Below are 23729 nucleotides of genomic sequence, written 5' to 3' on the forward strand. Positions count from 1 at the left end.
GGTCGCGGTCCCAGGGGTGTCGGGGGAGGTGCGGGAGGGGAGGGGCCGGTCAGGCGCCGATGAGCCGGGCGAACTTCTCCTCGTACGCCGTCTCCTCCTCGGCGCTGAGGGAGCGGAAGGAGTGGGACTTTGCGGCCATCTCCCGGCCGGGGAGGATCAGCGTGTTGGACGCCATCGACGCGTCGATCTTCGCGAGTTCACCGGCGACCCCGTCCACCGGGCAGACGTAGTTGATGTAGGCGGCGAGGCGGGCCGCCACCGGGGGCTCGTAGTAGTAGTCCATGAGCTTCTCGGCGTTGGTCCTGTGCCGCGCCCCGGCCGGGATCAGCATGTTGTCGCTGGAGGTGATGTAGCCGGCCGACGGGATGGAGAACTTGACCGCCGGGTTGTCGGCCTGGAGCTGGATGATGTCGCCGGCCCAGGCCACGCAGGCCGCGATGTCGCCCTTGCTGAGGTCCGCGGTGTAGTCGTTGCCGGTGAAGCGGCGTATCTGCCGGGTGTCGACGCCCTTCTGGAGCCGGCCGACGGCCGCGTCGAAGTCCGCGTCGGTGAACGACGCGGGGTCCTTGCCCAGGTCGAGGAGGGTCAGGCCGACCGAGTCGCGCATCTCGGAGAGGAACGAGACCTTGCCCTTGAGCCGGGGATCGTCGAGGAGCTGGGTGACGGAGTCGACCTTCCGGCCGCCGGTGGCCTTCTCGTTGTAGGCGATGACCGTGGGGATGCCGGTCCACGGGTAGGAGTAGGCGCGTCCCGGGTCCCAGTCGGGGGTGCGGAACTGGGCCGACAGGTTCGCGAAGGCGTGCGGCAGGTTCGCCTGGTCGAGCTTCTGCGCCCAGCCGAGCCGGATGATCCGGGCGGCCAGCCAGTCGGTGACGATGATGAGGTCGCGGCCGGTGTCCTGCCCCGCCGCGAGCTGCGGCTTGATCTTCCCGAAGAACTCGACGTTGTCGTTGATGTCCTCGGTGTACGCGACCTCGATGCCGGTGCGCCGCGTGAAGGCGTCCAGGGTCGGGCGGCTTCGGTCGTCCTCGCCGACGTCCATGTACTCGGTCCAGTTGGAGAAGGCGATCCGCTTCTCCTGCGCCGAGTGGTCGTCGGAGGCGGCGGCGTCGCCCGCCCGTCCGGCGGGCGGGATGCCGCAGGCGCTCAGCGCGCCGAGGCCGCCGAGCGCGAGGGCCGCCGTGCCGGACGCCCGGAGGAGGGAACGGCGGGTGAGGGCGCCCCTGCCGCCGTGCAGGCTGCGTCTCACGGCGGCCCGCTGCGGCGCGGACAGGTGCTCGGGCTCGTACTGCTCCATGCGCGTGTGCCCTTCCGGGTGGGTGGTCCGCCGTGCGGCGGCCGCTGCTATCGGTCCCCGAAGACGGTGCGGTGCCAGTCCTTCCTCGCCACCGCGGTGTTGTCGTACATGACGTGCTTGACCTGCGTGTACTCCTCGAAGGAGTACGCCGACATGTCCTTGCCGAAGCCACTGGCCCGGTATCCGCCGTGCGGCATCTCGCTGATGATCGGGATGTGGTCGTTGATCCACACGCAGCCCGCCCTCAGCTCGCGGGTGGCGCGGTTGGCCCGGTACAGGCCGGTGCTCCAGGCGGAGGCGGCCAGTCCGTAGGGGGTGTCGTTGGCGAGGCGGATCCCCTCGTCGTCGGTGTCGAAGGGCAGCACCACGAGGACGGGGCCGAAGATCTCCTCTCGGACGGCCTCGCTGTCCTGGGCGGCGCCCGTGATCAGCGTCGGCCGGTAGTAGGCGCCGTCGGCGAGCGCGCCGCCGGGGGCCTCGCCGCCGGTGACGACGGTGGCGTAGGAGCGTGCGCGGTCGACGAACCCGGCGACGCGGTCGCGGTGCCGGTGGCTGACCAGCGGCCCCAGGTCGGTCGACGGGTCGAAGGGGTCGCCCAGCCGGACGCTCTCCATCAGGGCCGCGACCCCGCTGACGAACGCGTCGTGGAGGGGCCGCTGCACATAGGCGCGGGTGGCGGCCGTGCAGTCCTGGCCGGTGTTGATGAGGGCGGCGGCGACCGCTCCGTGGACCGCGGCGTCCAGATCCGCGTCGTCGAAGACGAGGAAGGGCGCCTTGCCCCCGAGTTCCAGGTGCAGCCGCTTGACGGTGGCGGTGGCGAGTCCGGCGACCCGCCGGCCGACCGCGGTGGATCCGGTGAACGAGGTCATCGCCACGTCGGGGTGGCTCACGAGGCGCTCGCCCGCGTCCCGGCCGGCGCCGGACACGATGTTGACCACCCCGTCGGGGATGCCGGCCTCGGTGGCCGCCCGGGCGAACATCAGCGAGGTCAGCGGTGTGATCTCGGCGGGCTTCAGCACGACGGTGTTGCCGGCGGCGACGGCCGGGAGGATCTTCCAGGCGGCCATCTGGAGCGGGTAGTTCCAGGGGGCGACGGACCCGATGACCCCGAGGGCCTCGCGGCGCACGCAGGAGGTGTGGTCACCGCTGTACTCGGCGGCCGACCGGCCTTCGAGGTGCCGGGCGGCCCCGGCGAAGAACGAGGCGTTGTCGACCGTGCCGGGGACGTCGAACCCGGCGGAGAGCTTGAGGGGCTTGCCGCACTGCAGGGATTCGGCGTACGCGAGGTCGGCGGACTGCGCGTCGAGGACGGCGGCGAGGCGGTGCAGTGCCTCGGAGCGCTCGCCCGGGGTGCGGCCCGACCAGCCGGGGAACGCCTCCCGGGCCGCGGCCACCGCGGAGTCGACGTCGTCGGTGCCCGCCAGTTCGTAGCGGTGCACCGTCATGCCCGTGGCCGGGTCGACCACGTCCTGGTGGCGTCCCGACGTGCCGGGGCGCAGGCCCCCGCCGATGTACTGCGCACCCTCGGCGAAGCGGTCCTGCACCGGGAAACCGTTGCCCATGACGCTCTCCTCCGCTGCCCCCTGGCGCGGGGCGGCGTAGTGTCTTCTCGAATTGAGTGCCGATCCTGACAGAGGGCACCTCGACCAACAAGTGATTCCGTTGTTTCCTTTTGGTTACGCGACGGAATCTGTCGACGCGGGGTCTCGCGTGTGCGGAAATCCCTGTACGCGCGGTCCGTGGCGGATGCCAGACTCAGCCGCCATGGGACAGGACCACATGGACGGTCTCCTGGCGCGCACGGCGCGCGGGGAGCGCGTGACGTACCTGCCGTTCTGGGGGCACCGGCCCCGCGGGGACGGCCGGCTCGGGGCGAGCTGCCTCAGCCAGTGGTGGCCGGCGCCGTTCACGGTCGGCGCGGTGACGTACGCCTCGGCGGAGCACTGGATGATGGCCGGCAAGGCACGGCTCTTCGGGGACACGGAGGCGGAGGCGCGGGCCCTGGCCGCGGGCGGCCCGGGGGCGGCGAAGACGGCGGGGCGGCTGGTGCGGGGCTTCGACGACGCGGTGTGGGGCCGGGAGCGGTTCGCCCTGGTCGTCGCGGGCAACGTCCACAAGTTCGGACAGGACCCGGAGCTGCGGACGTATCTGCTGGGCACCGGTGAGCGCGTGCTCGTCGAGGCCAGTCCGGTGGACCGGATCTGGGGCATCGGGCTCGCCGCGGACGACCCGCGCACCGCGGATCCCGCGTCCTGGCGCGGGCTCAACCTGCTGGGCTTCGCGCTGATGGAGGCGCGGGCGGTGCTGCGGGCGGAGTGACACGGTGCGGGGCCGGGGACGCGTGTCCCCGGCCCCGCACCGGACGGCCCCGCACCGGACGGCCCCGCACCGGACGGCCCCGCACCGGACCGGTCACCGACCGGGCGGGCCCGTCGCCGGCCGCCGTGCTCCGTCCCGGGTCAGCGCGTGGCGCCGACGACCAGGGACGTGGCGTAGGGGTCGTAGTAGTCGTCGCTCCCCGACTCGTCGTTGGCGACGGCCCAGATCAGGAAGCCGAGGAAGACGGCGCTGATCACGATCGAGACCGAACCGAGGATGATCCCGGCGAGTGCCATACCGCCGTTGGTCGCCTCACCCCGCTTGGCGCGGCCCCGGCCGATGATGCCGAAGATCAGGGCGAGCACGCCCAGGATGATGCCCATCCCCCACATGCAGAATCCGACCACCGCGATGATGCCGAGGACCAGGGCGGCGATACCGAGCCCGTTCGCGGGCGCCGGACCCCAGGGCGCCTGGCCGGCGTACCCGGGGTATCCCGGGTAGCCGTAGGACGCCGAGGGCGCGGGCGGGGCCGCCGGATAGCCGTAGGCGGGCGCGGCCGGAGCGGCGGGGTAGCCGTAGGGGTCCTGCTGCCCCGGACCGTTCGGCCCCACCGGGGGCGCGGGGGGCTGCTGCGGGCCGAAGCCGCCGGGCGGTCCGGGTATCGGTCCGGTGCCGGAGTCGGCGCCCGGCATCGACGTGACCGTCGGCTGGTCGTGGACGGCGGGCGGAGCCGCGTCCGCGGGCTGCTTGCCCAGTTCGACCCCGCGGTCCGGCGGAGCCCACGGATCGCGCGGCGCGCCCCCGCCCCCGGGCTGCTGTGTGTTGTCTGACATGGGCCTCCCCCATCGTTATCCCGCCATGCTACGGGCCGGTGTCCGGCCGCACGGCCCCGCCTACGATGACCGGTGCGGCCGGTGTGCCCGACCGAATATCCAGAGATCCGGGAGTATCCGATGAACGATCTGCACCCCTTCATCGCGGGGCTGCCCAAGGCCGAGCTGCACGTGCACCACGTCGGGTCCGCCTCCCCCCGCATCGTGGCCGAACTGGCCGCCCACCACCCCGACTCCGCGGTCCCCACGGACCCGGAGGCCCTGTCGGACTTCTTCACCTTCACCGACTTCGGGCACTTCATCGACGTCTACCTCTCGGTGGTGGACCTGATCCGCACCCCCGAGGACGTGCGGCTGCTGACCTTCGAGGTGGCCCGGGACATGGCGCGGCAGAACATCCGGTACGCGGAGCTGACCGTCACGCCGTTCAGCTCGACGCGCCGGGGGATCCCGGAGCAGGGCTTCATGGAGGCCATAGAGGACGCCCGCAAGGCCGCCGAGGCGGAGCTGGGGGTGGTGCTGCGCTGGTGCTTCGACATCCCGGGCGAGGCCGGACTGGAGGCCGCCGAGGAGACCACCCGGCTCGCGGTGGACCTGCGGCCCGAGGGGCTGGTGTCCTTCGGTCTCGGCGGGCCCGAGGTCGGTGTGGACCGTCCGCAGTTCAAGCCCTACTTCGACCGCGCCCTCGCGGAGGGGCTCCACTCCGTCCCGCACGCCGGGGAGACCACGGGTCCGCAGACCGTCTGGGACGCGCTGACGGCGCTGCGGGCCGAGCGCATCGGCCACGGCACCAGCTCCGTCCAGGACCCGGAGCTGCTGGCACACCTCGCCGAGCACCGCATCCCCCTGGAGGTCTGCCCGACGTCCAACATCGCGACCCGCGCGGTCGCTGACCTCGACCGGCACCCGGTGAGGGAGATGGCCGAAGCGGGCGTCCTCGTCACGATCAACAGCGACGACCCGCCCATGTTCGGGACCGACCTGAACAACGAGTACGGGGTGGCGGCCCGGCTGCTCGGCCTCGACGAGCGCGGCCTGGCCGGGCTGGCGAAGAACGCCGTGGAGGCCTCGTTCCTGGACCCGGCCGGGAAGCGCGCGCTGAGCGCCGAGATCGACACGTACACGGCGAACTGGCTGGGGGCTCCCGGGCGGTGACCCCAGCGGTCACAATGGCCTCATGACCACCACCGTCACCGCCGTGGCCCACCGCGGCGATCCCTACCGCGCCCGTGAGAACACGCTCCCCTCGATCCGGTCCGCCGTGGACCGGGGGGCGGACGCGGTCGAGATCGACGTCCGCGTCACCCGGGACGGGACGCCCGTCCTGCTCCACGACGCGACGCTGGAGCGCCTGTGGGGCCATGAGGTGCGTCTCGACCGGCTGGACGAACGGGAGTTGGCGGAGCGGACCGGTGGCGGGGTGCCCACCCTGCACCGGGCCCTGTCGGCCGCCGGCGACCGCCGGGTCATGATCGACCTGCCCGGCGCGACGGACGCGTCCGTCCGGGAGATCGTCGGGGTGGTGCGGGAGTGCGGGGCGCAGGACCGGGTGTACTACTGCGCGGACACGCACGCGATGCTGAAGGTGCGAGCGGCCGACCCGTCCGCCGAGATCGCGCTGACCTGGACGACCCTCGCACCGCCGCGCGCCGTGCTGCTCGCGGCGGTGCGGCCGCGCTGGCTGAACTACCGCTTCGGGCTGCTGAGCCGCGAGCTGGCCGACCGCGTCCACGCCGACGGACTGCTGGTCTCCGCCTGGACGGTGGACACCCGGCGCACCATGCGCCGGCTGCTGGCGTACGGCGTCGACTCCCTCACCAGCAACCGGATCGACGCGCTCCGGCGGCAGTTGGCCGGCTCCCCCGCGGCGGAGGCGTCCGGATGAGCCGGGCCGGCGGCGCACGCCCCGCACCCGGGCGCGGATGAGCCCCGCCCGCCCCTGAGCACGCGGACGGCCCCGGGCAGGAGCCCGGGGCCGTCCTGGTGCGGGTGGCCGCTCAGCCGTCGAGCGAGGTCATGACGTGCTTGACGCGGGTGTAGTCCTCGAAGCCGTACGCGGAGAGGTCCTTGCCGTAGCCGGACTTCTTGAACCCGCCGTGCGGCATCTCGGCGACGAGCGGGATGTGGGTGTTGATCCACACACAGCCGAAGTCGAGCTTCTTGGACATCCGCATGGCGCGGGCGTGGTCCTTGGTCCACACCGAGGAGGCCAGGGCGTACTCGACGCCGTTGGCGTACTCCACGGCCTGCGCCTCGTCCGTGAAGGACTGGACGGTGATGACGGGCCCGAAGACCTCGTGCTGGACGATCTCGTCGTCCTGCCGGAGGCCGGAGACGACGGTCGGGGCGTAGAAGTAGCCCTTGTCGCCGACGCGGTGGCCGCCGGCCTCGACCCTGGCGTGGGCGGGGAGCCGCTCGATGAAGCCGCTGACCTGCTCCAGCTGGCGGGCGTTGTTGAGCGGGCCGTAGAGCACGTCCTCGTCGTCCGGCAGACCGGTCTTCGTCTCGGCGGCGGCCTTGGCGAGCGCGGTGACGAACGCGTCGTGGATCGACTCGTGGACGAGGACCCGGGTGGCGGCCGTGCAGTCCTGGCCCGCGTTGAAGTATCCCGCGACGGAGATCCCCTCGACGGCCTTCTCGATGTCGGTGTCCTCGAACACGACGACCGGGGCCTTGCCGCCGAGCTCCAGGTGGACCCGCTTGACGTCCTTGGCGGCGGACTCCGCGACCTGGATCCCGGCCCGTACCGAGCCGGTGATGGAGGCCATCGCGGGCGTCGGGTGCTCGACCATCGCACGGCCGGTGTCCCGGTCGCCGCAGAGGACGTTGAAGACGCCCGCGGGAAGGATCTGTCCGATGATCTCGGCGATGAGCACGGTCGACGCCGGAGTGGTGTCGGACGGCTTGATGACCACGGTGTTGCCCGCGGCCAGGGCCGGGGCGAACTTCCACACGGCCATCATCATCGGGTAGTTCCACGGGGCGACCTGGGCGCACACGCCCACGGGCTCGCGGCGGACGATGGAGGTGAGGCCCTCCATGTACTCGCCGGCCGAGCGGCCCTCCAGCAGCCGGGCGGCTCCCGCGAAGAAGCGGATCTGGTCCACCATCGGCGGGATCTCTTCGGTACGGGTGAGCTCAAGCGGCTTGCCGGTGTTCTCCGACTCGGCCGCGATCAGGTCCTCCGCGCGCTCCTCGAAGGCGTCCGCGATCTTCAGCAGGGCCTTCTGGCGCTCGGCCGGCGTGACGTCGCGCCAGGCGGGGAACGCGGCCGCGGCGGCGTCCATGGCGGCATCGACGTCGGCCTGTCCCGAGAGGGGGGAGGTCGCGTAGACCTCTTCCGTCACCGGGCTGACCACATCGATGGTCCGCCCGTCCGCGGCGTCCCGGAACTCTCCGTTGATGTAGTTGCGCAGACGGCGCACCTCGGTGGTCACAACCACCCCTCCTGTCGACTGTCCGATGGGTGAGACTTCCACCCTAGACGGTGGGGCGACGCTTTCGACATACCCAACCGCCGTGAACTTCGGATTCAGTGAAATTCAGGCACTCAGACAACGAATTTCATCGATCCAGGCTTGCCAGACAGACGAGTAGCGGTGCACAGTGGAGTGGTGGCCAGCCGTAGCGCAGACTCCAGGAACGGGAGCGGGTCGTCGCCGTCGGTCGACGCCGTCTCCCTCGCGATCATCGAGCAGCTCCAGGAGGACGGCCGCCGGCCGTACGCCGCGATCGGGAAGGCCGTGGGCCTGTCCGAGGCCGCCGTACGCCAGCGCGTCCAGAAGCTGCTCGACCAGGGCGTGATGCAGATCGTCGCCGTCACCGACCCGCTCACCGTGGGACTGATGCGCCAGGCGATGGTCGGCATCAACGTCGAGGGCGATCTCGACCCCGTGGCCGAGGCCCTCTCCGCGATGGCCGAGTGCGAATACGTGGTGATGACCGCGGGCTCCTTCGACCTGATGGTGGAGATCGTCTGCGAGGACGACGACCACCTCCTGGAGACGATCAACAAACGCATCCGGGCCCTGCCCGGTGTGCGCTCCACCGAGAGTTTCGTCTACCTCAAGCTCAAGAAGCAGACCTACATGTGGGGAACCCGATAGCCGTGAGCAAGGACCTCAGCCGCACCGCGTACGACCACCTGTGGATGCACTTCACCCGCATGTCGGACTACGAGAACGCGCCCGTGCCCACCATCGTGCGGGGCGAGGGCACCTACATCTACGACGACCGGGGCAAGCGCTACCTGGACGGCCTGTCGGGGCTCTTCGTGGTCAACGCCGGTCACGGCCGCCACGAGCTCGCCGAGACGGCGTACAAGCAGGCGCAGGAGCTGGCCTTCTTCCCGGTGTGGTCCTACGCCCACCCCAAGGCCGTCGAACTGGCCGAGCGGCTCGCCCACCACGCCCCGGGCGACCTCAACAAGGTCTTCTTCACCACCGGTGGCGGCGAGGCGGTCGAGACCGCCTGGAAGCTGGCCAAGCAGTACTTCAAGCTGACCGGCAAGCCGACCAAGTACAAGGTGATCTCGCGCGCCGTCGCCTATCACGGCACCCCGCAGGGCGCCCTGTCCATCACCGGACTGCCCGCGCTCAAGGCCCCGTTCGAGCCGCTGGTGCCCGGCGCGCACAAGGCGGCCAACACCAACATCTACCGCGCCCCGCTCTTCGGGGACGACCCGGAGGCCTTCGGCCGCTGGGCCGCCGACGAGATCGAGCAGCAGATCCTCTTCGAGGGCCCGGAGACCGTCGCCGCGGTCTTCCTGGAGCCCGTGCAGAACGCGGGGGGCTGCTTCCCGCCGCCGCCCGGCTACTTCCAGCGGGTGCGCGAGATCTGCGACCGGCACGACGTGCTGCTCGTCTCCGACGAGGTCATCTGCGCGTTCGGCCGCCTCGGCACGATGTTCGCCTGCGACAAGTTCGGTTACGTACCGGACATGATCACCTGCGCCAAGGGCATGACCTCGGGCTACTCCCCCATCGGCGCCTGCATCGTCTCCGACCGGCTCGCCGAGCCGTTCTACCGGGGCGACAACACCTTCCTGCACGGCTACACCTTCGGCGGCCACCCGGTCTCCGCGGCGGTCGGCCTCGCCAACCTCGACATCTTCGAGCGCGAGGGCCTGAACCAGCACGTCCTGGACCACGAGAACGCGTTCCTGACGACGCTGCAGAAGCTGCACGACCTGCCGATCGTCGGCGACGTCCGCGGCAACGGCTTCTTCTACGGCATCGAGCTGGTCAAGGACAAGGCGACCAAGGAGACGTTCACCGAGGAGGAGACCGAGCGCGTCCTGTACGGCTTCCTCTCCAAGGCCCTGTACGAGAACGGCCTCTACTGCCGGGCCGACGACCGCGGCGACCCGGTCGTCCAGCTCGCACCGCCGCTGATCTCCGACCGGTCGACGTTCGACGAGATCGAGGGCATCCTGCGCGGCGTCCTCAAGGAGGCCTGGACGAAGCTCTGACCGGCACCCCGGCGTACACCGCCCCGACGCCCCGACGGCCGGAGGACACCGGTCCGGAAGTCGTTTCATACGGTCCGCACGGCCCGGATGCACCCGTTCCAGTGAGAAGGGATGCGTCCGGGCCGTGTGCTGTCCCGACACCCCGGTCCGGCTGCCTAGCGTGCCGAGTGACCGATCGGCCTTTTTTTCGTTGTAGTCGTTCCCCCGTACGGGGGAATGGGCATCCGATCCGAACCGAGGTGAACGCCATGGCGGTCCCGCCCGACAACGACGTGATCTGGGCACGTTCCCTGCACCACTCCCACAACGGATCGCCGGGGCTCGGCGGTGTCTCGCTCGGTGTCCGCGACGGTGAGGTCCTCGGCGTCACCGGGCCGCGCGGGTCCGGGAAGACGACCCTGCTGCACTGCCTCTCGGGCCAGCTGGTGCCCGACCAGGGCGAGGTCTGGTTCAACAGCGTGCCCGTGCACACCATGGGTCCCCGGCTGCGCGAGCAGCTCCGCCGGGACAGGTTCGGCTGGATCGCGGCCGAGCCCCAGCTCGTGCCCGAGCTCAGCACCTGGGAGAACGCCGCCCTGCCGCTGCTGCTGCGGGGCGTCTCGCACCGGGCGGCGAAGAAGGCCGCCGTCGAGTGGCTGGAGCGCCTGGACATCGGCCCGCTCGCCCGGAAGCGGCCGCACACGCTCCTGCAGTCGCAGCGCCAGCGCGTCTCCGTGGCGCGGGCGCTCGCCGCGGCACCGTCGGTGATCTTCGCGGACGAGCCCACCGCGACGCTGCGGCACGCCGAGCGCGCCCAGCTCCTGCGCACCCTGACCACGGCGGCCCGCTCGCACGGGATCACCGTCGTGCTCGCCAGCCACGACGCGGAGGTCACCGCGCTCGCCGACCGGGTGATCAGCATGCTGGACGGCCGCCGCGTCACCAACGTCTCCCTGCCCGCCGCGTCCGATACGGAAGGCCGCTCGGCGTGCTCGCTCTCCGTCTGACCCGCGGCTCGCACCCCCTGGTCCTGATGCGGCGGCTGCTCCTCGCCGCCGCGTCGGCCGGAGTGGGCTTCCTCCTGCTGTGCACCCTGGGGTACGCGTCGGGCCACCCGGCGCACGCGTCGAGCTCCGCACTGCGGCTGCTGTGGTGCGCGGTCCCGCTCGCCGCGACCGTGCAGTTCGCGGTGGCGGTCGCGCGGACGGACCCGAGCACCCGCCCGCGCCCCGGGCTGTTCGCCGCCGGTCTCGGGCCCGCCCGGCTCTCCCTGCTGGCGGCGATCTCGACGGCGGTGTCCACCACCCTGGGATCGGCGGTGGCGCTGCTCTTCTTCCTCCATCTGCGCGGTGACCTGACCGGGCTGCCGTTCGACGGCGGCGCCGCCGAGTTCCTGGGCGCGGGCACCCCGCTGCCCCTGGCGGCGGCGCTCACCCTGCTCGCCCTGGTGCCCCTGGCCGCGTCCACGGCCGGCGGACTCTCCGTGCGGTCCCGGCCCGTCGCGGCCTCCGAGGCCCAGGAGGCCGAGGAGGACCTGGAACCCGCCCCGGTACCGAAGGGACTGCCCTGGGGGGTCGCGCTGACCGCGGCCGGACTCGCGGTGGAGGCGTACGCCGGCCGCGGCTCGTCGGGGAACCCGTTCCCGCTGCCGGGCCGGCTGGACTCCACCCCCGCGGCGGTGCTCGCCGGGTGGGTCCTCACCGCGATCGGCCTGGCCATGGCGGGACCGGGCCTCACCCATCTGTGCGGCCGGCTGCTGCAGGCGGTGCGCCCGGGCGCCGTACGCCTCCTGGCGGGCCGGGTCCTGATGGACGAGGCGACCCGGATCGGCCGCCCGCTGGGGATCGTCTGCGCGGTGCTGTCCGGGGTGGTCGCGGCCTCCGTGCTCCACACCGGCGGCCCCCGTCCCTTCGGCCCGCTCACCGCGCTGGGCGCCGTGCTCGTCCTCGGCTGCACCACGGCGACCCTGCTGACCACCGCGGTGGAGGCCAGGCAGGCGCGTGCCCGCACGGCCGGGACCCTGCTGCGGCTCGGCGCCCCGGCGTCCGCGCTCCGCACCGCCGTCGTACTGCGGGCACTGGTCCTGCTGGCCGTCTTCGCCCCGCTGACCTGGGCGGTCGCCGAGCTCGCCGCACTGCCCCTGACGGAGTGACATCCCCCGCCGGCCCGGTCCGTAGCATGACGGCGTGGACATCCCGGATGAGAACACCTACGCGCCCGGCGTCGAGATCGAGACGCTCGCCGCATTCGACCAGGCAGTGGCGGCCGGCACGCTCGTCGGCCACCGTGTCCAGTCCGTCGACCTGACGGACCGGGGCGAGGCACTGCTCGCGACCGACACCCGCGGGGCCGTCTTCCTCGGCTGCCGCATGGGTTCCCGCGCCGAGGAGAAGATACGCGCGGACGGGGCCTTCGTCTTCCCGCCGGTCCCCGGCCTCCCCTTCGACCCGTACCGCGGGCTGCTCTACACCCCGGGCGCCCTCTACGAGGGCCTGGCGGAGGGCGGTTACGAGGCGACGCCGGACGCCCGGGCCTACGACTGGTTCCAGCGGACCAGGTCCGACGGCGACGTGTTCGCCTCGATGCTGCGGGCCCTCCACGACGACGCCGTGTCCGACGCCCTGGACGAACACCTCGTCGGGGCCCGTGTGGTGGGGGTGATGGGCGGTCACGCGCTGGCCCGCGGTTCCGAGGCGTTCCGGGGCGCGGCGCGGCTCGGCAGGGAACTGACCCGCAGCGGCCTGACCGTGGCGACGGGCGGCGGCCCCGGTGCCATGGAGGCAGCCAACCTCGGCGCGTACGCGGCCGAGCACTCCGACGCGATGCTGCTGAAGGCCTGCGAACTCCTCGCCGAGGCACCGTCGTTCGATCCGTCGGTGACCGACTGGGCGAAAGCCGCCTTCGCGGTACGGGAGCGCTGGCCCGAGGGCGGTGCCTCGGTCGCGATCCCCACGTGGTTCTACGGCCACGAGCCGCCGAACGCCTTCGCGGACCACATCGCCAAGTACTTCACCAACGCCCTGCGCGAGGACGGGCTGCTGGCCCGCTCGACCGCAGGTGTGATCTTCCTGCCGGGCGCCGCCGGGACCGTGCAGGAGATCTTCGACGACGCGACGCCGAACTACTACGGGTCGCGTGGCGAACCCACCCCGATGGTGCTCGTCGGCCGTGAGCACTGGACGCGGAAGCTCCCCGCCTGGCCGCTGCTGAGCGCGCTCGCGGCGGACCGGCCGATGGAGTCCCGTATCGCGCTGGTCGACACGGTGGAGGAGGCGGCCCCGGCGCTCGCGCGGCTGACGGGCTGACCCCGCCCGGTGCCCGGGACGGGCGGGCGTCGAGCGCGTCGGCGGGTGCCTTATGGCCGCCCCGGGCCGCTCCGTACCGCTCGGGGGCACGGGGGCCGTGGACCGCGTCCGGGGAGGCGCGCGGCGGAGACGGTAGCGCCGGTGCCGGCCGGTCGCCGGGCCGCTATCCGCGTGCTTCCCGGGCCGGCGGCAGCACCACCGTCTCCGCCGGGTCGAAGGTCACGCCCACGACGGCACCCTCCTCCGGGGTGTCCCGCAGCCCGCACTCCGCGTCGAGGGGCGGGCCGTCGACGGGGTGCAGGGTGACGGTGACGTGGTGGCCGCGGAAGGTCCGCGCGCCCACCGTGCAGCGCAGGCCGTCCTCCGGCCCGGTGATCCGCACCCCGCCCGGCCGCACCAGCAGCTCGGCCGCGCCCTGGGGCGAGCCCTCGGGCACCGGCACCTTGCCCCAGACCGTGTCGGCGGCCGTACCGGTGACCGTGGCGCCGACCAGGTTGTCGAAGCCGAGGAAGCGGGCCACGAAGGAGGACGCGGGCCGCTGCCACACCTCCAGCGGGGTGCCTGCCTGGGCGATCCGGCCGTCGCGCATGACCACGACCCGGTCGGCGAGCGCGAAGGCCTCGCCCTGGTCGTGGGTGACGGCGAGCACCGTGGTGCCGAGCCGGCCGAAGAGGGTGCGCAGTTCGACGACGAGACGTTCCCGCAGGCTCCGGTCGAGCTGGCCCAGCGGCTCGTCCAGCATCAGCAGCTTCGGACGGGGCGCCAGGGCACGGGCGAGCGCCACCCGCTGCTGCTCGCCGCCGGACAGGGTGGCGACGGCCCGCCGCCCGGCCCCCGGCAGGCCGACCAGGTCGAGGAGTTCACCGGCCCTGCGGTCCCGCTCGGCGCGGGGGACGCCGTGCATCCGCAGCCCGAAGGCGACGTTGGCGCCGACGTCCCGGTGCGGGAAGAGCTGGTGGTCCTGGAACATCAGGCCCAGCCCGCGCCGGTGCACGGGCAGGGACGCCTGGTCGGCGCCGTCCAGGAACACGCTCCCGCCGTCCAGGGGCTGCAGTCCGGCGACGGCCCGCAGCAGCGTCGACTTGCCGCTGCCGCTCGGGCCCAGGACGCAGACGGTCTCGTGGTCCGCGACCTCCAGGTCCACGGCGTCCAGGGCGGCCCGGTCGCCGAACCGGACGGTGGCCGACTTCACTGCCAGCATCTCTAGAACTCCCCGGATCGGTCGGTGCGGATACGTTCGAGCAGGAGCAGCGACACCGCGCAGACGAGCATCAGGATCGTGCTGAGGGCCATCGCCTGGCCGTAGTTGAGCTCCCCGGAGCGTCCCAGCAGCCGGGCGACGGCGACCGGCAGCGTGGGGTTGTCGGGGCGCGCGATGAACACGGTCGCCCCGAACTCCCCGAGCGACACGGCGAAGGCGAACCCGGCGGCCACCAGCACGGCCCGCCGCACCAGCGGCAGGTCCACCTCGCGCCAGGCCCGGAGCGGCGAGGCGCCGAGCACCGCGGCGGCCTGCCGCAGCCGTTCGTCGACCGCGCGCAGGACGGGCAGCATGGTGCGCACGACGAAGGGGACACCCACCAGGGCCTGGGCGAGCGGCACGAGGATCCACGACGTCCGCAGGTCGAGCGGCGGCCGGTCGAGGGTGATCAGGAAGCCGAACCCCACGGTCACCGCGGACACGCCGAGCGGCAGCATCAGCAGGGCGTCGAAGCCCCGCACCAGCCGGCCGGCCCGCCGGGTGAGCGCCGCCGCGGCGAGTCCGCCGATCACGAGGGCGACGAGGGTCGCGACGAGGGCGTAGCGCAGGGAGTTCCCGATGGCGTCGAGCGGCGGCACCAGGAAGGTGGAGCCGTTCGCGTCGGCGGACTGCAGGGCGCGGTAGTAGGCGGCCCCGTAGCCCTCGGAGGTGTCGAAGGAGCGCTCGACGAGGACGCCGAGGGGCAGCAGGACGAGCAGCAGCACGGTGAGCAGCACCCCGCCGAGCAGCGCCCGCTCCCCCGCCCCGCGGGGCGGCCGTGCGGTCTGCGCCGGGTCGACGAGCCGCAGCGCCGTCTCGCGGCGCCGTACGGTCCACGCGTGGACGGCGAGGATCCCGCCGACCGCGGCGAACTGCACCAGGGTCAGCACGGCGGCCGTCGGCAGGTCGAGGAGCTGGGCGGTCTGCCGGTAGATCTCCACCTCCAGCGTGGAGTAGCCCGGACCGCCGAGGATCTGGACGACCCCGAACGAGGTGAAGGTGAACAGGAAGACCATCAGCGCCGCCGCGGCGACCGCGGGGGCCAGCGCGGGCAGGGTCACGCGCCGCCACGCGGCGAGGCGCCCGGCGCCGAGCACCCGCGCGGCCTCCTCCTGCCGGGGGTCGAGCTGGGACCAGAGTCCGCCCACCGTCCGCACGACGACCGCGTAGTTGAAGAACACATGGGCGAGCAGAATCGCCCACACGGTGGTGTCGAGCCGCACCCCCCAGAGCTCGTCGAGGAATCCGCCGCGTCCCAGCAGGGCGAGGAACGCCGTGCCCACCACGACGGTCGGCAGGACGAAGGGCACGGTCACCACGGCCCGCAGCAGCTGCTTGCCGGGGAAGGCGAAGCGGGCGAAGACGTAGGCACCGGGCAGCGCGACCAGGAGGGTGAGCGCGGTCGAGGCGAGGGCCTGCCAGGTGGTGAACCGGAGGACGTCGAGGATGTCCGGCCGGCTCAGCACCGCACCGATCCGGCCGAACCGCCAGACGCCGTCCGCCTTCAGCCCCCGCCCGACGATCGCGGCGACCGGGTAGGCGAAGAACAGCGCGAAGAACGCGACGGGCACGGCCATGAGGCCGAGCCGGGTCGCGTTCCCGCGCCGCGCGGCTACTTCACGACGAGCGAGGACCACGACCGGACCCACTGCTCACGGTTCTGGGCGATCTTCTCCGGGGCGACGGTCGCCGGCTCGTCGACGGTCGCACCGAACCTCGTGAACACCTCCGGCAGCTTCACGTCCGCGGTCACCGGGTTCACGAACATGTTCAGCGGCATGTCCTCCTGGAACCGCTCGCCGATGAGGAAGTCCAGCAGCGCCTTGCCGCCCGCCGCGTTCCTCGCACCGTCCAGCAGACCGGCGAACTCGATCTGGCGGAAGCAGGTTCCGGTGGCGACCCCGGTGGGGGCCTCGGTGGGCCGCGGGTCGGCGTAGAGCACCTCGACCGGGGGGCTGGAGGCGTAGGAGACCACGAGCGGACGGTCGGCCTTGGCCTTCCTGCCTCCCGCGGAGCCGGAGAACTCCTCGTTGTACGCCTGCTCCCAGCCGTCGACGACCTTGACGCCGTTGTCCTTCAGCTTCTTCCAGTAGTCCTGGTAGCCGGTCTCGCCGTGGGCGGCGACCGTGCCGAGGAGGAAGCCGAGCCCGGGCGAGGAGGTCGCGGCGTTCTCGGTGACGAGAAGGTTGCGGTAGGCCGGCTTCAGCAGGTCGTCGAAGGTCTTCGGCGGGTCGAGCTTCCGGTCGGCGAAGTACTTCTTGTCGTAGTTGACGCAGATGTCGCCGGTGTCGACGGGCGTGACCCGGTTCTTCCCGGCGTCGAGCCGGGTGCCGGCCGCGACGCGGTCCAGGCCCTTCGCCTCGTACGGGGTGAACAGACCGTTGTCGAGGGCGCGGGAGAGCAGTGTGTTGTCGACGCCGAAGAACACGTCGCCGCGGGGCGAACCCTTGGTCAGGATCTCCTGGTTGAGCGCCGCACCGGCATCGCCGCTCTTGAGCACCTTGACCGTGTAGCCGGTCTCCTCGGTGAAGGCCTTCAGGACGGCGTCCGAGACGTTGAACGAGTCGTGGGTGACCAGGGTGACGGTCTTGGAACCGGCCCCCGTGCCGCCGGAGGCCCCGTCGCCGGAGCCTCCGCAGCCGGTGAGCGCGGTGACACCGAGCGCGGCGGCGAGCGCGGTCGCGGCGCAGGTCGTGGTGGTCCTCATGATGATTCCTCCTGGAGATGACCAGGAAGAGACGCGGCCCCGCCCGCTCGGTGAGCGGGCAGGGCGCAACAGCTTGAGTAAGGTCCGAACTTCCTACCCGGAATGACCCGGGCGAGGTTCAGAGGGTCTGCGGCCGACCTTCTCGGTGCCGCACTCTCAGCGCTGTGGCGCTCCCCTGTCGGAATATGGAGTTGTTTCCGGGCCAGGCTACACCGGCCGGATCGCACCGGACCGGCCGGATCCCGACGGGATCGGGCCGGACCACCCACGGGTTCGGGCCGGATCACCACGGGTTCGGCGGGATCGTCAGGGACTCGACGGATCCCGGCGGAGCGGCGCCGGGCTCGGGCCACCGGACGTGGGCCGGACGGTTAGCTGTGCGGCCCGGCCGCCGGGGCTGTCCGGTGCGTCGGCTGCGGGCCGGAACCCGCCGTCGCCGTGCCGCGGCGTCTCAGCGCTCGGAGGCGGCCAGCTGCCCGCAGGCCCCGTCGATCTCCTGGCCGCGGGTGTCCCGGACCGTGACCGGCACCCCGTGGGCCGCGATGGCCTCCACGAACGCCTTCTCGTCCTCGGGGCGCGAGGCGGTCCACTTGGAGCCCGGGGTCGGGTTCAGCGGGATGAGGTTGACGTGCACCCGCTTGCCCTTGAGCAGCCGGCCCAGCCGGTCGCCCCGCCACGCCTGGTCGTTGATGTCGCGGATCAGCGCGTACTCGATGGAGATGCGGCGGCCCGACTTCTCCGCGTACTCCCATGCCGCGTCCAGGACCTCCCGGACCTTCCAGCGGGTGTTCACGGGCACGAGGGTGTCGCGCAGTTCGTCGTCCGGCGCGTGCAGCGAGACCGCGAGACGGCACTTGAAGCCCTCGTCCGCGAAGCGCAGCATCGCCGGCACCAGACCGACCGTGGACACCGTGATCCCGCGCTGCGAGAGCCCCAGGCCGTCCGGTTCCGGATCCGTCAGCCGGCGGATGGCCCCGACCACCCGCTTGTAGTTGGCCAGCGGCTCGCCCATGCCCATGAAGACGATGTTGGAGAGCCGCGCCGGCCCGCCCGGGACCTCGCCGTCGCGCAGCGCCCGCATGCCGTCCACGATCTGGTGCACGATCTCGGCGGTCGACAGGTTGCGGTCGAGCCCGGCCTGCCCGGTCGCGCAGAACGGGCAGTTCATCCCGCAGCCCGCCTGGGACGAGATGCACATCGTCACCCGGTCCGGATAGCGCATGAGGACCGACTCGACGAGGGTGCCGTCGTGCAGCTTCCACAGCGTCTTGCGGGTGGTGTCGTCGTCGCAGCTGATGTGCCGCACGACGGACATCAGCTCGGGGAACATCGCCTCGGCGAGCTTCTCGCGCGAGGCGGCCGGGATGTTGGTCCACTCCGCCGGATCGTGCGCGTACCGCGTGAAGTAGTGCTGCGACAGCTGCTTGGCGCGGAAGGGCTTCTCGCCGGTCGCGGCGACTGCTTCCTTGCGCTCGTCGGGCGTGAGGTCGGCGAGGTGCCGCGGCGGCCGCTTGGCTCCACGGGGCGCGACGAAAGTGAGTTCTCCGGGCTTAGGCATGGTTCATCCAGTGTCGCAGACACGCCGAGGTGCCCCGGGCCGCCGAGGGACCGGGCGGACGGGAGCGCCGCAGGCCGGCACCCGGAGGCCTTCCACCGGCCCGGACTCGGCCGGGACCGGAGACGGGCCGGAGCGGGCTCGTGACATGGCCCGTACACGGTCCGGGTGCGACCGGCACCGGCCCGGCGACGGCCCGGGAAGGGCCCGGGCCGGTGAGCCCTGGGTGCGCCCGGTGGGGACAGCGGTGGGGACAGCGGTGGGGACAGCGGTGGGGACAGCGGTGGGGACAGCGGTGGGGACAGCGGTGGGGACAGCGGTGGGGACAGCGGTGGGGGCCGTCGCCCCGGGCGACGGCCCCCGTACGCGGATCCGGCCGTCCGTCAGCCGGATCCCACGAACACCACCAGCAGCAGCCAGACGACCGGCGCGCTCGGCAGGAGCGAGTCGAGCCGGTCCATGATGCCGCCGTGGCCGGGCAGCAGTGTGCCCATGTCCTTGATCCCGAGGTCCCGCTTGATCATGGACTCGCCCAGGTCACCCAGCGTGGCGCTGGCGGCGACCGCGAGGCCCATCAGCAGGCCCTGCCACCAGGTCCCGCCGTCGATCAGAAACTCCATGCAGAGCGCGCCGGCCACCATCGCGAAGCCGACCGCGCCGAAGAGGCCCTCGCGGGTCTTCCCGGGACTGATGCGGGGGGCCAGCTTGTGGGTGCCGAAGCGCCAGCCGACGGCGTACGCGCCGGTGTCGCTGACCACGGTCAGCAGCAGGAAGGTGAGCACACGCCAGGCACCGTCGTCCGCGGTGAGCATCATCGTGACGAACGTGGCCAGGAACGGGACGTAGAACACCGCGAAGACGCCCGCCGTGACGTCCTTGAGGTAGCCCTCGGGGGGCTGCGTCATGCGCCACACGAGCACCGCGAGCGCCGTGAAGGCCATGGCGACCCAGGCGCCCTCCGCCTCCCGCACGTAGCCGGCGACCACCATCGCTGCGCCGCCCACGGCGAGGGGCACGAGGGGGGCATCGATGCCCTTGCGCTCCTTGAGGCGGGAGGTGAGCTCCCAGAGGCCGACCACGACCGCCAGCGCGACCACGCCGACGAAGACGGCCTTGACGATGAAGAGGGAACCGACGACGAGGGCGCCGAGACCGACACCGACACCTATGGCGGCACGGAGGTCACGCCCCGCGCGCTTCTTCTGCGGCGGGGGTGGCATCGGGGTCGGCATGGGCTCCTGCGGCTTCTCGTCACGGAACAGGGGGCCGCTGACACGCGCGGCGCCCCCGTTCCGGTCGTCGCGGTCGTCAGCGTCTCTACCTGCGTCAGGAACGTCCGGCACGATGGGCATGGGCCGAGTCTGCTGGGCGCCGTGCACATTGTATGCAGGACCCGCCGGAGCGGCCCTCATCTCGGGCGCGCTCCAGTAGCCGGCTCCCTGTGGGGCACCCCGGGAAGAGTCGTTCATCAGACTTCGAGCAGCTCGGCTTCCTTGTGCTTGAGCAGCTCGTCCACCTGCGCGACGTACTTCGCGGTGGTCTCGTCGAGCTCCTTCTCCGCACGGCGGACCTCGTCCTCGCCGGACTCCTTGTCCTTGACGAGCTTGTCGAGCGACTCCTTGGCCTTGCGGCGGATGGAGCGGATCGAGATCTTGGAGTCCTCGGCCTTGGTCTTGGCGACCTTGATGTACTCCTTGCGGCGGTCCTGCGTGAGCTCGGGGAACGTCACACGGATGATGTTGCCGTCGTTGCTCGGGTTGACGCCGAGGTCGGAGTCGCGGATCGCCTGCTCGATGTTGCGCAGCGCGGTCTTGTCGAACGGGGTCACCACGGCCATGCGCGGCTCGGGGACCGAGAACGAGGCCAGCTGGTTGATCGGGGTCAGCGCGCCGTAGTAGTCGGCGACGATCTTGTTGAACATCGCCGGATGCGCACGGCCGGTCCGGATCGCGGCGAAGTCCTCTTTCGCGACCACGACGGCCTTCTCCATCTTCTCCTCGGCCTCGAGGAGGAATTCTTCGATCACCACGTGCTCCTGCGTGTCTTGAGCGGACCCGGCATCGTCGGGTCCTGCGGATCCTGCGTCGCGTCCTCACCTGCACGGTGTCCGACCGGCAGGCCGTTGTCCATCCTGTGGGCCGTCAGGCCCGGGTGCTCCGGTCGCTCACCAGCGTGCCGATCTTCTCACCCTTCACCGCGCGGGCGATATTGCCCTCCGTGGTCAGCTCGAAGACGAGGATGGGGAGCTGGTTGTCGCGGCAGAGCGTGATGGCGGTGGCGTCGGCGACCTTGAGGTCGCGGGCGATCACCTCGCCGTACTCCAGGGCGTCGAACTTCACCGCGTCGGGGTTGGCCTTCGGGTCGGAGTCGTAGACCCCGTCCACGCCGTTCTTCCCCATCAGCAGCGCCTCGGCGTCGATCTCCAGGGCGCGCTGGGCCGCGGTCGTGTCGGTGGAGAAGTACGGCATCCCCATGCCGGCACCGAAGATCACGACGCGCCCCTTCTCCAGGTGCCGTACGGCGCGGAGCGGGATGTACGGCTCCGCGACCTGGCCCATGGTGATGGCGGTCTGGACGCGCGAGTCGATGCCCTCCTTCTCCAGGAAGTCCTGCAGCGCCAGGCAGTTCATGACCGTGCCGAGCATGCCCATGTAGTCGGACCGCGCCCGGTCCATGCCGCGCTGCTGGAGCTCGGCGCCACGGAAGAAGTTCCCGCCGCCGATGACGACCGCGATCTCCGCGCCGTCGCGCACGACCGCGGCGATCTCGCGGGCGATGGCGTGCACGACGTCGGGATCGACGCCGAGGCCCCCGCCACCGGCGAAGGCCTCGCCGGACAGCTTCAGCATGAAGCGCCCGGAAATCGTGTCGTCGTCGCGCTTGTGGTCACCCTGTGTGGCGTCCGCGCCCTTGTTCATGGAGATTCTCCTCGTGCACATACGAAGGAGGCCATTGCCGGTGGGTCTGTCGTCCCTCCGCGGCAATGGCCTCCTCGTCAGATCTGCGGTCGTACGGCTGAGTGCGGCCGACGACTGCACCAGACCCTATCGGGGTCCACCGTTGTTCGCGGACGGACTCAGATGCCGACCTTGATCCGCGCGAAGCGGGTCAGGCTGACACCGGCCTCGTCCAGGACCTTCTGGACGGACTTCTTGTTGTCCTTCGCGAAGGCCTGCTCGAGAACGACGACCTCCTTGAAGAAGCCGTTGACGCGACCCTCGACGATCTTCGGGAGGGCGGCCTCGGGCTTGCCCTCCTCGCGCGAGGTGGCCTCGGCGACGCGGCGCTCGTTCTCGACCGTCTCGGCCGGGACCTCGTCGCGGTTGAGGTACTTCGGGGCGAAGGCGGCGATGTGCTGCGCGACATCCTTGGCGACCTCGGCGTTCTCCTTGTCCAGCTGGACGAGGACGCCGACCTGCGGCGGGAGGTCGGGCATCGTGCGGTGCATGTACGCAGCCACGTAACCGCCGGTGAACTGCGCGAAGCGGTCCAGGACGATCTTCTCGCCGAGGTTGGCGTTGGCCTCGTCCACGTACGCCTGGACGGTCTTGCCGGCCTCGATCTCCGAGGCGAGGAGCGCCTCGATGTCGGCCGGGGAGGTGGCAGCGACGTGCGCGGCCAGCGCGTTGGCGACGGCCTGGAACTTGTCACCCTTGGCGACGAAGTCCGTCTCGCACTTCAGCTCGAGCAGGACGCCGGACGTCTTGTCCTCGGAGATGAGGGAGACGACGGCGCCGTTCTCGGCGGAACGGCCCTCGCGCTTGGCGACGCCCTTCTGGCCCTTGATGCGGAGCGCCTCGACGGCGCCGTCGACGTTGCCGTCGGCCTCGTCGAGCGCCTTCTTGCAGTCCATCATGCCGGCGCCGGTGAGCTCGCGGAGCTTCTTGACGTCAGCGGCGGTGTAGTTCGCCATGAGTCTGTGTTCTCTCTCGAAGTCTGAAAGATCTACGGGTGAACGGCGGGGGCGGTGCTGTCGCACCGGCCCCCGCCGTCATTCAGCCGTGACTGACGGGTGTCAGGCCTGCTCGGCGTCAGCGGCCGGAGCCTCGGCGGCGGCCTCGTCCTTCTCGGCGGCGGGGGCGGCCGGCTCGGCGTCGGCGGCCTTCTCGGTCTCGGCGGGGGCCTCGGCGGCGGGGGCCTCTGCGGCGCCCTCGGCGTCAGCCTTCTTGTCGCCCGCGAGCAGGTCGCGCTCCCACTCGGCGAGGGGCTCGCCGGCGGCCTTCTCGCCCGGCTTCGAGTCACCGGTGGCGGCACCGGAACGGGCGATGAGGCCCTCGGCGACGGCGTCGGCGATCACGCGGGTGAGCAGGGTGACGGAGCGGATCGCGTCGTCGTTGCCCGGGATCTTGTAGTCGACCTCGTCGGGGTCGCAGTTGGTGTCGAGGATCGCGACGACCGGGATGTGGAGCTTGCGCGCCTCACCGACGGCGATGTGCTCCTTCTTGGTGTCGACGATCCAGACGGCGCTCGGCACCTTCTGCATCTCGCGGATACCACCGAGGGTCTTCTCCAGCTTGGCCTTCTCGCGCGAGAGGACCAGGAGCTCCTTCTTGGTGAGGCCGGAGGCGGCCACGTCCTCGAAGTCGATGAGCTCCAGCTCCTTCAGACGCTGAAGGCGCTTGTAGACGGTGGAGAAGTTGGTGAGCATGCCGCCGAGCCAACGCTGGTTGACGTACGGCATGCCGACGCGCGTCGCCTGCTCGGCGATGGCCTCCTGGGCCTGCTTCTTCGTACCCACGAACATGATGGAGCCGCCGTGCGCGACGGTCTCCTTGACGAACTCGTAGGCGCGGTCGATGTACGACAGCGACTGGAGCAGGTCGATGATGTAGATGCCGTTGCGCTCGGTGAAGATGAAGCGCTTCATCTTCGGGTTCCAGCGACGGGTCTGGTGACCGAAGTGGACGCCGCTTTCCAGCAGCTCCCGCATCGTGACGACGGCCATGGCCGTACTCCTAGGGTTTCTCGGTTGCCGCGACCGCAGGATTGCTGTCGCGCCTGACGCCCCGACGCGCCGTGCC

21 protein-coding genes and 1 riboswitch are annotated in these 23729 nt (G+C 71.7%); of the genes, 8 read left to right on the top strand and 13 right to left on the bottom strand.

Annotated elements, in window-relative coordinates; all coding sequences use genetic code 11:
• Positions 1 to 49: 49 nt before the first annotated feature.
• Complete coding sequence (locus ABZ172_RS15920) at positions 50 to 1297, bottom strand: spermidine/putrescine ABC transporter substrate-binding protein (RefSeq protein ID WP_356884311.1); 1248 nt, start codon at positions 1295 to 1297, stop codon at positions 50 to 52.
• Positions 1298 to 1344: 47 nt separating this feature from the next.
• Positions 1345 to 2859 (bottom strand): gamma-aminobutyraldehyde dehydrogenase, encoded by a 1515-nt coding sequence (locus ABZ172_RS15925; RefSeq protein ID WP_356884313.1) that lies wholly within the window; start codon positions 2857 to 2859, stop codon positions 1345 to 1347.
• Between the two features lie 202 nt (positions 2860 to 3061).
• Between ABZ172_RS15925 and ABZ172_RS15930 the strand changes: the two genes are divergently transcribed.
• The gene (locus tag ABZ172_RS15930; protein WP_356884314.1) at positions 3062 to 3616 is read left to right on the top strand and encodes an NADAR family protein; all 555 of its coding nucleotides are present in this window, start codon (positions 3062 to 3064) and stop codon (positions 3614 to 3616) included.
• Between the two features lie 140 nt (positions 3617 to 3756).
• On the opposite strand, the gene ABZ172_RS15935 is transcribed toward ABZ172_RS15930, so the two are convergent.
• Entirely contained in the window at positions 3757 to 4452 is a 696-nt protein-coding gene (locus ABZ172_RS15935; RefSeq protein WP_356884315.1) for a DUF4190 domain-containing protein, read from the bottom strand.
• A 120-nt stretch (positions 4453 to 4572) separates the two neighbouring features.
• On the opposite strand from ABZ172_RS15935, the gene ABZ172_RS15940 reads away from it, so the two are divergent.
• Positions 4573 to 5607: an adenosine deaminase gene (locus ABZ172_RS15940; RefSeq protein ID WP_356884316.1), complete on the top strand. Its 1035-nt coding sequence runs from the start codon at positions 4573 to 4575 to the stop codon at positions 5605 to 5607.
• Between the two features lie 22 nt (positions 5608 to 5629).
• Positions 5630 to 6337 (top strand): glycerophosphodiester phosphodiesterase, encoded by a 708-nt coding sequence (locus tag ABZ172_RS15945; protein WP_356884317.1) that lies wholly within the window; start codon positions 5630 to 5632, stop codon positions 6335 to 6337.
• A 112-nt stretch (positions 6338 to 6449) separates the two neighbouring features.
• Here the strand turns inward: ABZ172_RS15945 and ABZ172_RS15950 are convergent, their stop codons facing one another.
• Complete coding sequence (locus ABZ172_RS15950; RefSeq protein ID WP_356884318.1) at positions 6450 to 7889, bottom strand: gamma-aminobutyraldehyde dehydrogenase; 1440 nt, start codon at positions 7887 to 7889, stop codon at positions 6450 to 6452.
• Between the two features lie 177 nt (positions 7890 to 8066).
• Here ABZ172_RS15950 and ABZ172_RS15955 point away from each other — a divergent pair, with 177 nt between their 5' ends.
• From ABZ172_RS15955 to ABZ172_RS15975, 5 genes are all read left to right on the top strand, one after another.
• The gene (locus tag ABZ172_RS15955) at positions 8067 to 8558 is read left to right on the top strand and encodes an Lrp/AsnC family transcriptional regulator (RefSeq protein WP_356884319.1); all 492 of its coding nucleotides are present in this window, start codon (positions 8067 to 8069) and stop codon (positions 8556 to 8558) included.
• Positions 8543 to 9922, top strand: coding sequence for an aspartate aminotransferase family protein (locus ABZ172_RS15960; protein WP_356884320.1), 1380 nt, complete (start codon positions 8543 to 8545; stop codon positions 9920 to 9922). The genes ABZ172_RS15955 and ABZ172_RS15960 overlap by 16 nt, the downstream gene beginning before the upstream one ends.
• A gap of 248 nt (positions 9923 to 10170) precedes the next feature.
• Positions 10171 to 10908: an ATP-binding cassette domain-containing protein gene (locus ABZ172_RS15965; RefSeq protein WP_356884321.1), complete on the top strand. Its 738-nt coding sequence runs from the start codon at positions 10171 to 10173 to the stop codon at positions 10906 to 10908.
• Positions 10890 to 12053: a hypothetical protein gene (locus ABZ172_RS15970; RefSeq protein WP_356884322.1), complete on the top strand. Its 1164-nt coding sequence runs from the start codon at positions 10890 to 10892 to the stop codon at positions 12051 to 12053. The genes ABZ172_RS15965 and ABZ172_RS15970 overlap by 19 nt, the downstream gene beginning before the upstream one ends.
• 34 nt (positions 12054 to 12087) lie before the next feature.
• Positions 12088 to 13206, top strand: a complete 1119-nt coding sequence (locus ABZ172_RS15975) for a Rossmann fold nucleotide-binding protein (protein WP_356884323.1) — start codon at positions 12088 to 12090, stop codon at positions 13204 to 13206.
• Positions 13207 to 13369: 163 nt separating this feature from the next.
• On the opposite strand, the gene ABZ172_RS15980 is transcribed toward ABZ172_RS15975, so the two are convergent.
• The 9 genes from ABZ172_RS15980 to rpsB form a co-directional block, all read right to left on the bottom strand.
• Positions 13370 to 14407, bottom strand: coding sequence for an ABC transporter ATP-binding protein (locus ABZ172_RS15980; protein WP_356884324.1), 1038 nt, complete (start codon positions 14405 to 14407; stop codon positions 13370 to 13372).
• Positions 14408 to 14409: 2 nt separating this feature from the next.
• Entirely contained in the window at positions 14410 to 16023 is a 1614-nt protein-coding gene (locus tag ABZ172_RS15985; RefSeq protein ID WP_356884325.1) for an iron ABC transporter permease, read from the bottom strand.
• Between the two features lie 35 nt (positions 16024 to 16058).
• Entirely contained in the window at positions 16059 to 17153 is a 1095-nt protein-coding gene (locus ABZ172_RS15990) for a thiamine ABC transporter substrate-binding protein (protein ID WP_356884326.1), read from the bottom strand.
• A 72-nt stretch (positions 17154 to 17225) separates the two neighbouring features.
• A riboswitch (TPP riboswitch) is annotated at positions 17226 to 17340 on the bottom strand.
• Positions 17341 to 17604: 264 nt separating this feature from the next.
• Complete coding sequence (rlmN, locus tag ABZ172_RS15995; RefSeq protein ID WP_356884327.1) at positions 17605 to 18711, bottom strand: 23S rRNA (adenine(2503)-C(2))-methyltransferase RlmN; 1107 nt, start codon at positions 18709 to 18711, stop codon at positions 17605 to 17607.
• A 380-nt stretch (positions 18712 to 19091) separates the two neighbouring features.
• On the bottom strand, positions 19092 to 20177 hold the full coding sequence (locus ABZ172_RS16000) for a phosphatidate cytidylyltransferase (protein ID WP_356884328.1): 1086 nt from the start codon (positions 20175 to 20177) through the stop codon (positions 19092 to 19094).
• Positions 20177 to 20734, bottom strand: a complete 558-nt coding sequence (gene frr, locus ABZ172_RS16005) for a ribosome recycling factor (protein WP_356884329.1) — start codon at positions 20732 to 20734, stop codon at positions 20177 to 20179. The genes ABZ172_RS16000 and frr overlap by 1 nt, the downstream gene beginning before the upstream one ends.
• Positions 20735 to 20849: 115 nt before the next feature.
• The gene (gene pyrH / locus ABZ172_RS16010) at positions 20850 to 21626 is read right to left on the bottom strand and encodes a UMP kinase (RefSeq protein ID WP_356884330.1); all 777 of its coding nucleotides are present in this window, start codon (positions 21624 to 21626) and stop codon (positions 20850 to 20852) included.
• A 158-nt stretch (positions 21627 to 21784) separates the two neighbouring features.
• Entirely contained in the window at positions 21785 to 22621 is an 837-nt protein-coding gene (gene tsf, locus ABZ172_RS16015) for a translation elongation factor Ts (RefSeq protein WP_356884331.1), read from the bottom strand.
• Between the two features lie 102 nt (positions 22622 to 22723).
• Complete coding sequence (gene rpsB, locus ABZ172_RS16020) at positions 22724 to 23653, bottom strand: 30S ribosomal protein S2 (protein WP_356884332.1); 930 nt, start codon at positions 23651 to 23653, stop codon at positions 22724 to 22726.
• Between the last annotated feature and the right edge of the window lie 76 nt (positions 23654 to 23729).

This window comes from Streptomyces sp. NPDC006296, assembly GCF_040613235.1.
Taxonomy (GTDB): domain Bacteria; phylum Actinomycetota; class Actinomycetes; order Streptomycetales; family Streptomycetaceae; genus Streptomyces.

Excerpts from the sequence above, each read along its gene's own strand:
- ABZ172_RS15985 (WP_356884325.1), bottom strand. The coding sequence starts at position 16,023 with ATGGCCGTGCCCGTCGCGTTCTTCGCGCTGTTCTTCGCCTACCCGGTC.
- ABZ172_RS15940 (WP_356884316.1), top strand. The coding sequence starts at position 4,573 with ATGAACGATCTGCACCCCTTCATCGCGGGGCTGCCCAAGGCCGAGCTG.
- ABZ172_RS15945 (WP_356884317.1), top strand. The coding sequence starts at position 5,630 with ATGACCACCACCGTCACCGCCGTGGCCCACCGCGGCGATCCCTACCGC.
- ABZ172_RS16000 (WP_356884328.1), bottom strand. The coding sequence starts at position 20,177 with ATGAACGACTCTTCCCGGGGTGCCCCACAGGGAGCCGGCTACTGGAGC.
- ABZ172_RS15980 (WP_356884324.1), bottom strand. The coding sequence starts at position 14,407 with ATGCTGGCAGTGAAGTCGGCCACCGTCCGGTTCGGCGACCGGGCCGCC.
- rlmN (WP_356884327.1), bottom strand. The coding sequence starts at position 18,711 with ATGCCTAAGCCCGGAGAACTCACTTTCGTCGCGCCCCGTGGAGCCAAG.
- ABZ172_RS15920 (WP_356884311.1), bottom strand. The coding sequence starts at position 1,297 with ATGGAGCAGTACGAGCCCGAGCACCTGTCCGCGCCGCAGCGGGCCGCC.
- ABZ172_RS15925 (WP_356884313.1), bottom strand. The coding sequence starts at position 2,859 with ATGGGCAACGGTTTCCCGGTGCAGGACCGCTTCGCCGAGGGTGCGCAG.
- rpsB (WP_356884332.1), bottom strand. The coding sequence starts at position 23,653 with ATGGCCGTCGTCACGATGCGGGAGCTGCTGGAAAGCGGCGTCCACTTC.
- tsf (WP_356884331.1), bottom strand. The coding sequence starts at position 22,621 with ATGGCGAACTACACCGCCGCTGACGTCAAGAAGCTCCGCGAGCTCACC.
- ABZ172_RS15990 (WP_356884326.1), bottom strand. The coding sequence starts at position 17,153 with ATGAGGACCACCACGACCTGCGCCGCGACCGCGCTCGCCGCCGCGCTC.
- ABZ172_RS15965 (WP_356884321.1), top strand. The coding sequence starts at position 10,171 with ATGGCGGTCCCGCCCGACAACGACGTGATCTGGGCACGTTCCCTGCAC.
- ABZ172_RS15930 (WP_356884314.1), top strand. The coding sequence starts at position 3,062 with ATGGGACAGGACCACATGGACGGTCTCCTGGCGCGCACGGCGCGCGGG.
- ABZ172_RS15935 (WP_356884315.1), bottom strand. The coding sequence starts at position 4,452 with ATGTCAGACAACACACAGCAGCCCGGGGGCGGGGGCGCGCCGCGCGAT.
- pyrH (WP_356884330.1), bottom strand. The coding sequence starts at position 21,626 with ATGAACAAGGGCGCGGACGCCACACAGGGTGACCACAAGCGCGACGAC.